The 12,057-nt window shown below is 63.7% G+C and carries 10 protein-coding genes; 4 read left to right on the top strand and 6 right to left on the bottom strand.

The genetic code is table 11. The annotated features are described in order from the left end of the window. Both Q0025_RS14155 and Q0025_RS14150 read right to left on the bottom strand, forming a co-directional pair. The coding region (locus Q0025_RS14155; protein WP_297300233.1) for a pseudouridine synthase at window positions 1–849 on the bottom strand (849 nt) is incomplete at its 3' end. Window positions 850–969: 120 nt separating this feature from the next. Next, entirely contained in the window at window positions 970–1,992 is a 1,023-nt protein-coding gene (locus Q0025_RS14150; protein WP_297300231.1) for a P63C domain-containing protein, read from the bottom strand. 164 nt (window positions 1,993–2,156) lie between these two features. On the opposite strand from Q0025_RS14150, the gene Q0025_RS14145 reads away from it, so the two are divergent. Together Q0025_RS14145 and ispH are read left to right on the top strand one after the other, a co-directional pair. After that, on the top strand, window positions 2,157–2,585 hold the full coding sequence (locus tag Q0025_RS14145) for a nucleoside deaminase (protein WP_297300237.1): 429 nt from the start codon (window positions 2,157–2,159) through the stop codon (window positions 2,583–2,585). 190 nt (window positions 2,586–2,775) lie between these two features. Next, on the top strand, window positions 2,776–3,822 hold the full coding sequence (gene ispH, locus Q0025_RS14140; protein WP_297300230.1) for a 4-hydroxy-3-methylbut-2-enyl diphosphate reductase: 1,047 nt from the start codon (window positions 2,776–2,778) through the stop codon (window positions 3,820–3,822). Between the two features lie 143 nt (window positions 3,823–3,965). Here the strand turns inward: ispH and Q0025_RS14135 are convergent, their stop codons facing one another. Further along, window positions 3,966–5,246 carry a serine hydrolase gene (locus tag Q0025_RS14135; RefSeq protein WP_297300229.1) on the bottom strand — a complete coding sequence of 427 codons (1,281 nt, stop codon included), beginning with the start codon at window positions 5,244–5,246 and terminating at the stop codon, window positions 3,966–3,968. Between the two features lie 2 nt (window positions 5,247–5,248). Beyond that, entirely contained in the window at window positions 5,249–7,348 is a 2,100-nt protein-coding gene (gene recG / locus Q0025_RS14130; RefSeq protein WP_297300227.1) for an ATP-dependent DNA helicase RecG, read from the bottom strand. 58 nt (window positions 7,349–7,406) lie between these two features. Here recG and mutY point away from each other — a divergent pair, with 58 nt between their 5' ends. Together mutY and Q0025_RS14120 are read left to right on the top strand one after the other, a co-directional pair. Beyond that, complete coding sequence (gene mutY, locus Q0025_RS14125; protein ID WP_297300225.1) at window positions 7,407–8,489, top strand: A/G-specific adenine glycosylase; 1,083 nt, start codon at window positions 7,407–7,409, stop codon at window positions 8,487–8,489. A 34-nt stretch (window positions 8,490–8,523) separates the two neighbouring features. Beyond that, on the top strand, window positions 8,524–8,787 hold the full coding sequence (locus Q0025_RS14120) for an Imm74 family immunity protein (protein ID WP_297300223.1): 264 nt from the start codon (window positions 8,524–8,526) through the stop codon (window positions 8,785–8,787). A gap of 13 nt (window positions 8,788–8,800) precedes the next feature. Here the strand turns inward: Q0025_RS14120 and Q0025_RS14115 are convergent, their stop codons facing one another. Both Q0025_RS14115 and Q0025_RS14110 read right to left on the bottom strand, forming a co-directional pair. After that, on the bottom strand, window positions 8,801–10,345 hold the full coding sequence (locus tag Q0025_RS14115) for an efflux transporter outer membrane subunit (RefSeq protein ID WP_297300221.1): 1,545 nt from the start codon (window positions 10,343–10,345) through the stop codon (window positions 8,801–8,803). 121 nt (window positions 10,346–10,466) lie between these two features. Beyond that, window positions 10,467–11,975: a DHA2 family efflux MFS transporter permease subunit gene (locus tag Q0025_RS14110; RefSeq protein ID WP_297300235.1), complete on the bottom strand. Its 1,509-nt coding sequence runs from the start codon at window positions 11,973–11,975 to the stop codon at window positions 10,467–10,469. Between the last annotated feature and the right edge of the window lie 82 nt (window positions 11,976–12,057).

Genomic DNA, 12,057 nt, shown 5'->3' with positions numbered 1-12,057 from the left:
CGTCTCGGCCTCGACGCTCATCGGCGCATCGAGATCGGCGCCCGATTCCTTCAGCAAGGCCTCGCCCAATTGATCGCGCAGCACGCGGCTGCGCACTTCCTCGAGGCCGCCGTCTTTCAGATCGCCGAGTTGGAACGGCCCGAAGGAGAGGCGGATGAGCCGGTTCACCGCCAGGCCCAGATGTTCGAGCACGCGCTTGATCTCGCGATTCTTGCCCTCGCGCAGGCTCATCGTCAGCCACACATTGGCGCCTTGCACGCGGTCGAGCGTCGCCTCGATCCCGGCATAATGGATGCCGTCGAGGGTGAGGCCGCCTTTCAGCGTGTCGAGCACCGCCTGATCCGTCGTGCCGTTGGCGCGGACGCGATAGCGGCGCAGCCAGCCGGTCGAGGGCAATTCGAGCACGCGCGCCAGGCCGCCGTCATTGGTCAGCAGCAGCAGGCCTTCGGTGTTGATATCGAGCCGGCCGACGCTGACGAGCCGCGGCGCGTCGGGATGATGCGCGGCAAGATAGGTGAAGATCGTCTGCCGGCCTTCGGGGTCCTTGTTGGTCGTGACGAGGCCGCGCGGCTTATGGAAGAGAAAGAGCCGCGTGCGCTGACGCTGCGCCAAAGGCTTGCCGTCGACCTCGATTTTGTCGCCCGGCCCGACATTCGTCGCCGGCGATGTCAGCACCGCGCCGTTGAGCGAAACGCGGCCTTGCGCGAGCCAGTCTTCCGCGTCGCGGCGCGAGCAGAGCCCGGCGCGGGCGATCACCTTCGCGACGCGTTCGCCTTTCTTTTCGGTCGGGGCATCGGCACGCGGAACGATGCGCTTCGGGCGGCGGGGGCGGTCTTGATTGTGACGCATGGCGCTTGATAGCAGACCGCGGCGGAAGTTCACGCTGAATTTATACCGAACGGCTCCTTCCACGCCCAAGACGGCAACCACAAGGCGGCGTGACACGCGCGCAAGCGCAGGAGGACGTGATTATTTTTCGTCGACGAACGGCAATTGCAGCGTCGTCCCGCGTTTCGGCAATGCCATATCAAGCATCAACTTAAATTGCGCCCAACTCTTTGACGCCCGCATTAGCGCGATCACGGCGTGCAGATGCTGGGCTAATGCCGGGTGCCCGATATCCTCAGTTAACAGCTGATGCAGCTTACCCTTATTCCTGCCCGCTTCTGTTTTGGGCATCCGCTTTTCAAGTTCTTCCCGTATACCGGGCGCCAGCCGGTCCCATACGAAATCCAAAGTATAGCCTGCCACGGCTTGCGGGGGGTTGAATTTGCGGCCACGCCACTCCCATCCTCTCAAGCGAAAAATCTCCTTATAGAAATCATCTGGAAAACGCTTCGCCCAAGCCGCCAATTCCTTCAGCAAAAACGCATCGAGAATTTCTTGAAGAGCATGACGATGGCGTACCTCTTGATAACCAGTCGCTTCGTCGACGAGCGCCACGATGCCGATTTCTGCCAACCCGCGAATCAAAAGGTCGGCCGCCTTAATCATCGTCGCGTATCGCGCAGGGACCCTTCCAGCCTCGCTGTTCAAACAGGCGTCCCTGAATTGCAGATACACTTCCGCAACACGTTTCAGCGAAATCGCGTTGTAACCAACTCCTTTGCCGCCATTTTTTGTCCGATAAAAAATCGGTCTGGTCGACGCGACTAACTCGTTGTCTATAAAAGGCCTTAAGACTTCCGCTTGCAAAAAAAATGGCAGTTCGTCGACGGTTGACAAAACGCCGGTTCCGGCCTTCGGCGATCGCGAACGGCCCAGTGCCCGCAAAAAAGTTGCTTGGGTGATTATTCGCGTTTCGTCGCGGAGAACCGCAGCAGAAATTTCGGTTCGGCCGATTCTAAATGAGCCTTCGAAGTCGGCTATGGGAATGTCTTTTGACCATCTCGCCTCGGCCGCTTTTTGAGCAATTTCTTTTCGACGCCCGCTCGTGAGCGAGCGAGCCCGCGCTTTGGCGGCTGCTGCCTTCTTCGGATCTTTTTCGTCCACGTCAAAACCCCATGCTTCCACCACTACTGTGCAAGCATATAATGCTTGCAGAAATTTTTTGCAAGCATTGGCTCATGTCAGCGCATAGCGCGACCGAAATTGCAAAGTGGTTTGATCTGTCGGACAAGCGCCGGATGGAGCCGATCCTCACCCGTATCGATGCCATGGCTTTGGCCTTGGACGAGGCCCGCGCCGCGGGTGCGCGCGGGGAAGTGCCGGTCGGCGCGATCGTCCTGCGCGATGGCCTCATCCTGGCCCGTGCCGGCAACCGGACGCTCGAATTGAGGGATCCGACGGCGCATGCCGAGATTCTGGCGATCCGCGCCGCCTGCGACGCGTTGGGCTCGGAGCGGCTCGTCGGCTGCGACCTCTATGTGACGCTCGAGCCCTGCGCCATGTGCGCGGCGGCGATCTCCTTCGCCCGCCTGCGCCGGCTCTATTGGGGCGCGCCCGATCCCAAGGGGGGCGCCGTCGAGCACGGGCCGCGCTTCTTCGCCCAGCCGACCTGCCATCATGAACCGGACCATTACGGGAACATCCGGGAGAGCGAAGCGGCAGACCTGTTACGCAAATTTTTCGTAGAGAAGCGTTAGGGTTGGGAAAATCCGCCGCGCCGCCTATCTCTTGACAGGGCGCGGCACCCAGCCCACAAGCAGAGCGACAATGCTGCGATGCGGCCGCTGTCGCTTCGCGTCCCGGGATTGATCAGCAATCCCAATCGTTTGATGGACATCCTCAATGCCAGAGACCGTGCTTACAGAGGCCCATGGAAGCGAGGCCCCGGTGACAAGCAAGCCCAAGCTGCAGATTCTTCTCTGCGCCCCGCGCGGCTTCTGCGCCGGCGTGGTGCGCGCCATCGATGCGGTCGAACAGGCGCTGCGCATTTACGGGGCGCCGGTCTATGTGCGGCACGAAATCGTCCATAACAAATATGTCGTCGAAGGGCTGAAGGCGAAGGGCGCGATCTTCGTCGAAGAGCTCGACGAAATTCCCGATACGCAGCAGCCGGTGATCTTCTCCGCGCATGGCGTGCCGAAATCCGTTCACGCCGATGCGGACACGCGGAAAATCTTCGCGCTCGACGCAACCTGTCCGCTCGTCACCAAGGTCCACCGCGAGGCCGAGGCGCATTTCCGCCGCGGTCGTCAGGTGATCCTCGTCGGCCATGCCGGTCATCCCGAAGTCGTCGGCACGCTCGGCCAATTGCCGAAAGGCTCGATCATCCTGGTGCAGACGCCGGAGGACGTTCAAAACCTGACCGGCGTCGATGAGAGCAATCTCGCCTATGTCACCCAGACGACGCTGTCGATCGACGATACGCGCCATATGGTCGATGCGCTGACGCGCCGTTTCCCGCAGATCATCGGCCCCTACAAAGAAGACATCTGCTATGCGACGACCAATCGCCAGGAGGCGGTCAAGCGCATTGCGCCGATCGTCGATGCGATGATTGTCGTCGGCTCGTCCAATTCGTCGAATTCGCAGCGCCTGCGCGAAGTCGCCGAACGTTCGGGCTGCAAGCTCGCGCGCCTCGTCCTGCGCGCCGACGATGTCGAATGGGATCTGTTCAAGACCGTGAAATCGGTCGGCATCACGGCCGGCGCTTCGGCGCCGGAAGTGCTGGTCGAGGAGATCATGGACGCGTTTGCGGCGCGCTTCGAGCTCGATGTCGAAATCGTCTCGACCGCGGATGAAAGCGTGTTCTTCCCACTGCCGCGCGAATTGCGTCCCTCGAACGGCGCTGGCCGCCGCGGCCGCCTCGGCGGCGAAGCGACCGAAGATCAGAGCGACGACAATATCGAAGTCGAAGAAGAATTGCGCGAGCACTAGATCTCGAGGATTTCGGATCGAATCGACCCGAAATCATAAACGTGGTCGATTCTAATCGTTTAGAGCGGGATTTTTTTGCGAAAAACCGCTGACACTTTTTCGCATTTGTCCGAAAACCGCTTCGCACTTTTCGGTCCGATTCTCTAATCCTCGCGCACGCCTTTGGTCTCTGTTCCATCGCGAACGAAAATCACGCCCTGCGCCTGTTCGACGCCGTCGGCGGCAAAGCGCAATTGCCAATCGACGAGCCGGCCGGCGAATGTCTGGTCGTCGATCGCGCGCAGTTCCTGGCGTCCGTAATCGCCGGTCTCGGCAAAGAGCCGCGCCCCGTCCTGCGTGACCTGCAGCGGGCGTCCCGACTTGAGCCGATATGTGCCGACATAATCGGCCAGCAGGGCGGCATCGAGCACCAGCGCCGGCGCTTCGTCTTCAGCACCGAAAAAGAGCGCGGCGAGATCGCGGGCGATCTTCTGCACCGGCGCCGCCTGGATATTGGCGAGGACGGCGATGAAGAGATCGTCGTCCGGGTAGAGGCTCACGACGACGCTGAAACCGTTGATGCCGCCGGCATGGACGAATTGGCGGCGGCCGAATTGCTCCTGAATACCCCAGCCGAAGCCATAGCCGTGGCCGTGATCCTCGAACATCAACGCGGCCGAGGCCGGGCTGAAAGGCTTCGCCGCGACAAGCGCGCGCTGCCAGATGAGCAGATCGTCGAGCGTCGCATAGACCGCGCCAGCCGCATGCGGCACGCTCATCGCCAGAAAGCCGGCGTTCTCGATTTTGCCATTGCTGAAACGATAGCCCCGCACCCGCTCGGAGATGATTGCTGCGACGCGCTCGTAGCCGGTGTTTGCTAAGCCCAGTGGGTCGAGGATGTTGTCGCGCAGGACGGCTTCGTAACTTTGGCCGGTTATCCGTTCGATGATGTGCCCCAGGATCACATAGCCGCCGTTGTTATATTTGAAGGCGCTGCCGGGCGGAAAATCGAGCGGCATCGATTCCGTCAAGGCGATGATCTCGCGCGGGCTGCGATCGCGCCGCGCTTCTTGCGCGAAAAAATGCGGCAGCGATGTGTAGCTCGGAATGCCCGATGTATGCGTGAGCAGATGCAACAGCGTGACGTCGGCCCAGGCGGCGGGCGCATCGGGAAAATGCTGCGCCACTTTGTCGTCGAGCCTGAGCCGGCCGCGCTCCATCAATTGCAGGATCAAGGTCGCGGTGAATTGCTTGGTCAGCGAGCCCACGCGAAATTTGCCGGACGGGCGATGCGCGATATTCCATTCGCGATCGGCGAGGCCGAAACCCTGCCGCAGCAGCGGCACGCCGTTTTGCGCGACGAGGATGGCGCCGGCGAAAAGATCGGCTTCGACAAAGGGCGCGACGCGCTGCGCCGCAGCCGGGGCGTAATCGGCGGTCTTCATTTTTATCCCGCCTGCAGCAATTTTACCGCTGCCTCGCGCTCGAAGAGATGCAGCAGCACGAGCAGCGCCTTGCCTTGCGCGCCTTCGAGGCGCGGATTGGTGGCGACGATCGCCTGCGCTTCGGCCCGGGCGAGCTTCAACAGATCGGCATGGACATCGAGCTGCGCGAGGCGGAAGCCGGGCAGGCCCGATTGCTGTGTGCCGAGCACGTCGCCGCCGCCGCGCAGGCGCAAATCCTCCTCGGCGATGCGAAAGCCGTCTTCGGTGTCGCGCATGATCTCGATGCGTGATTTGGCGATTTCGCCAAGCGGTGCCTTGTAGAGCAAGAGACAGGTCGATTTGGCCTGGCCGCGGCCGACGCGGCCGCGCAATTGATGCAATTGGGCGAGGCCGAAACGCTCGGCGTGTTCGACGACGATGATCGAGGCTTCCGGCACATCGACGCCGACTTCGATCACGGTTGTCGCGACAAGCACTTTGGTTTCGCCCTTGGCGAAGGCCGCCATCGCCGTGTCGCGCTCGGCCCCTTTCATTTTGCCGTGCACCAGGCCCGCCTGCGGGCCGAAAATCTGCTTGAGCGCCGCATAGCGTTCTTCGACCGCGGCGACATCCAGCGCTTCGCTTCCGGCGACGAGCGGGCAGATCCAATAGGCGCGGGCGCCCTGCGCGATGGCGCTTTGCAGCCGCGCCACCACATCGCCGATGCGCTCGAGCGGCAGGGCGCGGGTTTCGATCGGCTGGCGGCCGGGCGGTTTCTCGCGCAAGGTCGAAACATCCATGTCGCCGAAATAGGTGAGGACCAGCGTGCGCGGGATCGGCGTGGCCGTCATCACCAGAATGTCGGCGCCGTCGCCCTTGGCGCCGAGCGCGAGCCTTTGATGCACGCCGAACCGATGCTGTTCGTCGACGACGGCAAGGCCGAGGTCCCGAAAGGCGACGCTCTCTTGAAACAGAGCATGCGTGCCGATGACGATGTCGATCGTGCCTTCGGCGAGCGCGGCGAGGGTGCGCCCGCGTTCGGCGCTTGAATCGCGGCCGGTCAGCAGGGCGAGATTGAGCTTGGCCGGCGCGGCATATTTTTGCAGCGATTCGAAATGCTGGCGGGCCAGCACTTCGGTCGGGGCCATCAGCGCCGCTTGCCGGCCGGCTTCGACGACCTCCGTCATGGCGAGCAAGGCGACGATGGTCTTTCCCGAACCGACATCGCCCTGCAGCAAACGCAACATGCGTACCGGCGCCGTGAGATCGGCACGGATTTCCGCGACGGCGTTTTCTTGCGCCGCGGTCAAAGCAAAGGGCGAGCCGGCGCGGATTGCGCCGCTGCGCGCGCCATCGCCTTTGCTGCTGCGCCCGGCGGTGCGTCGCAGATGCGCGCGGGTCAGAGCGAGCGCCAATTGATGCGCCAGCAATTCGTCGAAGGCGAGCCGCAGCCGCGCCGGCGCGGTCGGGGCGATGGCCTCGGGGTCGGGCGGATGATGCAGGATTTCGAGCGCTTCGCTGAAGCGCGGCAGCGCCGGCGGCTTCGTCCGACTGTCTGCCAGCCAATCCGGCAACTCGGGCAGCCGGGCGCGCGCCCCGGCGATCATCTTCGCCAGCGCCCGCGGCGCGAGGCCCTCGGTCAGGCCATAGACCGGCTCGACCAGCGGCATCGTCGCCAGGCCGTCGGCATCGACGACGCGATCGGGATGCACCATCTGGCGATGGCCGTCCCAAAGCTCGAGCTTGCCGGAGATGAAGCGCCGCGCGCCGACCGGCAGGCTCTTCTGGATCCAGGCCGGATTGGCGAGAAAAAAGACGAGCAGAACGTCGCCGGTCTCATCTTCCACAAGAACTTTATAGGGCGCACGCGAGCGCGGCGGCGCCGCCCGGTGTTCAACGACATCGGCCTCGATCGTGACGATCTGGTCGAGCGGCGCCTCGGCGATCTTGGCGCGGCGGCGCCGATCGATCGTGCCGGTCGGCAGATGGAACAGAAGATCGACGACGCGCGCGCCGCCGTCGCCCTTGCCGAGCAATGTGTCGAGCAGCTTGCCGACCTTGGGCCCGACGCCGGGCAGGCTCGTCGCCGGCGCGAACAACGGATCGAGAATCGAAGGGCGCATCGGACGACTATAGCCAATATGGACTTGGCGGGCCGAATCGCCTGCTGATAGATGGGCTATGCCACAGACCGCCCGAAGCGAGCCCGCCGCGCTGGCGCAGCCAGACGGCCCGGCTGCGGCGCTGCTCGCCTGGTACGACCGGCATCGCCGCGATCTGCCCTGGCGTTCGCCGCCGGGCACGCACGCCGATCCTTATCTCGTCTGGCTCTCCGAAATCATGCTGCAGCAGACGACGGTCGCGGCGGTGAGACCCTATTTCGCCGCCTTTCGCGCCCGTTGGCCGGATGTCGCCGCCCTGGCGGCGGCGCCGGTCGAAGCCGTGATGCAGCAATGGGCCGGGCTTGGCTATTATGCGCGGGCGCGCAATCTGCACGCCTGCGCCCAGGCGGTCGCCGCGCAGCATGGCGGCCGATTTCCCGAGACCGAAGCCGAACTCCGGCACCTGCCGGGCATTGGCGCCTATACAGCCGCGGCTATCGCTGCGATCGCTTTCGGGCAGAAGGCCGTCGCCGTCGATGGCAATATCGAGCGCGTCGTCGCCCGGCTCCATGCGATCGACACGCCGCTGCCGGCCGCCAAAAAGCTTATCAAAGCCCATGCCGCGGCCTTGCTCACAGATGAGCGGCCCGGCGATTTCACCCAGGCCCTGATGGACCTCGGCGCGACGATCTGCACGCCGCGCCGGCCCGTCTGCACCCTTTGCCCGCTCAAGGCTTTCTGTCAGGCGGCGTCGCGGCTGACGCCGGAAGACTGGCCGCGCAAGGCCGCAAAAGCGGCGCGGCCGGAGCGGGGCGGCGCTGTCTTTTTTCTGCGCTGCGGCGAAGATATTTTGCTGCGGACGCGGCCCGCGCACGGGCTGCTCGGCGGCATGAGCGAAATGCCGGGCACGCCATGGACGAGCGATTACAACTTGGCGGACGCCTTGCGCGAGGCCCCGATGATGGCCGATTATCGCCGCCTTGATATTCGCGTTTCACATCAATTCACGCATTTTACTTTAACGCTCGATATTTTCGCCGCCGATGTCGGAGAGGGTGCAAGGCCGCCGCAGGGATGCCGCTGGGTAAGGGACGTCGATGCCGAGGCGCTGCCGAGCGTGATGCGCAAGATTGTTGCCGCAGTGAGGAGCAGCGGATGGTGACAGGGGCTAACCCGGTTCGCGCGGAGATCGCATCGTGACCGGCCGCGCGCGACTGAGCGTGGAACTGACCGAAGGTGCGTTCCGCATCTTAAGCGGCGAGCGGCGGCTGACGATCTTTGCCGTGCGGGATTTGCCCAATGTCGAGCATCCGGCGGATTTCGTCATCCGGATGGATGAGATTTTGACCTGGGATCCGCCGCACGAGGACGAGGAAATCTCGGTCGACGAATTGCAGAAGATCGCCGCCGGGATCACAGAGGAATGCGAGCGCCGCGGTCTCTCCGTCGCATTCGAATAGAGCGCCAAACGGCTCAGAGGCCGGGCAGCGCTGCCGTGAGCGGCGGCGGCGGCTCAGGCGGGAAATGACCTTCCCAGCCGCCGCCCAGCGCCTTGTAGAGCGCGACGATATCGACGGCGACATTGGTCGCGCTCTGCGCGCCCTGCTGCTGCGCCGAAAGGAGCGTGCGCTCGGCATCGAGGACGGTGACGAATTGTTCGACGCCGTCGCGATAGCGGCTGCGGGCAAGGTCCAGCGCCTTGCCGGCGTGATCGATCTGCAGCACCAATTCGCGGTGCCGCGCCGTCTCGGTGCGATAGGCGACGAGCGCGTTGACCACGTCGTGCCAGGCCTTCAGCACGGTCTCGTGGTAACTAATCCAGGCCTCTTGCTGCTGCGCCGTACGCAGGTTGAGCATCGAGGTCAGCTTGCCGCCTTCGAACAAGGGCATGGTGACGCCGGGGCCGAGCGCATATTGCAGCGACGAGCCTTTCCAGAGGTTCTTCAGGTCAAGCGCCTGGAAGCCGACGCTGCCGTTGAGCGTAACGGTCGGATAGAAGGAGGCAACCGCAACCCCGATATCGGCGGTCGCTTCATGCAATTGCGCTTCAGCCTGGCGGATGTCCGGGCGGCGCCGGGCGAGATCGGACGGAATGCCGACGGGAATGCGCGGCGGCGGGGGCGGAACGGCGCCGGGCGTAACAAGCTCGGCGGCGAGGCCGCCCGGCGGTTCGTCGAGCAGAAGGCTCAGCGCATTGATTGCCTCGGATTCCTGGCGCTGGAGATCCGGGATGGTCGCCTTCAAGGAATCGACTTGCGCCGCGGCATTCTCGACATCGAGGCCGGTGACGACGCCGGTCTTCTGCCGTTCCTTGGTGATGTCGAGGATATCGGTCTCGGTCTTCACATTGTTGCGGGCAATCCGGATCTGCTCCTGAATGCCGCGCAATTGCATGTAATCGCGCGCGACTTCCGCGAGCGCCGAGACGAGCGCACCGCGCCGCTGGTCGGCGGCCACATCGCTATCGGCATCTGCCGCTTCGACCTGCCGGCGCACCTGACCCCAGATGTCGAGTTCCCACGACGCATCGAAGCCTTGCTGCCAGAGGCTGAAGGGCTGCAGCAGACTGCCGGGAATCCCGCCGGTCCCGGTGCCGAAGGCGCCGCCCGCTTCAGTGCCCGGCGTGGCGCTGGCAAAGAGGCCGAGAATCCCGTTCTGGCTGATCCCCTGGCGCTCGTAGGAGCCATTGTCGCTGAGCGAGGGAAAGAGCGCCGAGGCGGTGACGCCGCGCTGATAACGGCTCTCGGTGAGCCGCAGGGTCGCGGTGCGCACGTCGAGATTGGCGCCGGCGACGCGGTGCTCGAGCGCGATCAGTTCGCGGTCGTGAAACAGGGCCCACCAATCAGGATTGACCGGCGCGAGCGCGACACGGGTCGAAACGACAGGCTTATGCGTGGCGCCGGCAAAGAACGAGGTCGGCGGCAGGCCGGGATTGGGGGGCACAAAATTCGGCCCCAAGGCGCAGCCGGACAGCAGCACCGCCACCGATAGGCCGGTGATCAACCGCAAACTTTTCACGCCACGACCCCCGTAGTGCTTTTATTTAAACGAATTGGCGCATGGCCAAATGGCGTTTCGCGCAATCCACCGACTTTGTTGTGCTGTGTGTCCCGTCTGCCGCATGGCTTTCGGTCCGATGCTAATGGCCGCCCCCTCCGCCGCCGCGGCCGCCCTTGATCGGCGACAGCATGAAGCAGAGCGGCACCAGCGCGAAGGCGACGATGGAACAGCCCTTGAATACGTCGGAATAAGCCATGACCGACACCTGGCTCAGCAAGTCCTGGTAAGCATGGCCGAGCGCCATCTGATGCGCTGCCACTGCGGAATTGCCGAGTGCCTCGAGCGAGGCTTGGTACTTCGCAATGAGATTGTTGAACGGTTGCCAGAACGGATTCGCCCATTGCGACAGATAGGTCTGGTGCAATTGCGCGCGCTGCTGGATCAGCGCGGTCGAACTCGCAATGCCGATCGACCCGGCGACGTTGCGGAACATCGAAAACAGCGCCGTCGCGTCGCCGTTCAATTCGCGCGGCAGCGTCGAATAGGTGATGGTGCTGATCGGCACGAAGAGGAAGGCGAGGCCGACGGTCTGCGAGGCGCGGATCATCACCAGCCGCAGGTAGGTGATGTCGAGCACCAGCTTCGACGAAAAGATGAAGGACACGCCGAGCAGAAAAAAGCCGATCGCCACGATATAGCGGGTCTGCATCACGTTCATCAGCCGCCCGACGAAGGGAATGAGCATGATGATGATGATGCCGCCGGGCGAGAGGATCATGCCCGCCCACGTCGCCGTATAGCCCAGCACCTGCTGCGCGAACTGCGGGATGAGCACCGACGAAGCATAAAGAATCCCGCCGACGGCGCCGATCATCACGCAGCCGCCCGAGAAATTCTTATCCTTGAAGATCGCCATATGGATGATCGGCTTCTTGGCGACGGAGAGCCAGACGGCCGCGCCGACGAGGCCGGTGACCGACAGCATCGCCATGATGACGATGAAGCTCGAACCGAACCAATCGGCATCTTCGCCGCGGTCCATCATCACTTCGAGGCAGCCGAGGCCGAGCGCGATGAGGCCGAGGCCGATGCCGTCGATCGGCCGCGGTTCGCGCTTCACCCAAGGCGGATCCTGCACGAGGATGTAGACGAGGATGACGGCGGCGATACCGACCGGCACGTTGACGAAGAAGATCCAGCGCCAGGAGACGGAATCGGTGATGATGCCGCCGAGCGTCGGGCCGAGGATCGGGCCGACGATGGTGGCGATGGCGGTGAGGCCGAAGGCGGCGCCGCGTTTGGCGGGCGGGAAATAATCGAGAATGATCGCTTGCTGGTTCGGCTGCAGGCCGCCGCCGAAAAAGCCTTGCAGTAGTCGGAACAGAATGAGCTGCGGCAGGCTCGTGGCAACGCCGCAGAGGAACGAGCAGACGGTGAACATCGCCAAGCAGATGAGAAAATAGCGTTTGCGGCCGAGCTGGCTGCCGAGCCAACCGGAGATTGTCAGCACGATGCCGTTGGCGACGAGGTAGGAGGTCAGCGCCCAGGTCGCCTCGTCGTTGCTCGATGACAAGCTGCCGGCGATATGCGGCAAGGCGACATTGACGATCGTCGTGTCGAGAATTTCCATGAAGGCCGCGAGCGTCACGACGATCGCGACGGCCCATGGATTGTGCTTGGGTTCCCAGCCGAGGCTGAAAGGATCCTGCGGCGCCGCAGCTGGCTTCGCC

The sequence above is a fragment of the uncultured Methylovirgula sp. genome (genome assembly GCF_947646745.1).
GTDB lineage: Bacteria > Pseudomonadota > Alphaproteobacteria > Rhizobiales > Beijerinckiaceae > Methylovirgula.
The sequence above is the reverse complement of the archived record's forward strand: the minus strand, read 5'-3'. Positions and strand labels throughout refer to the sequence as shown.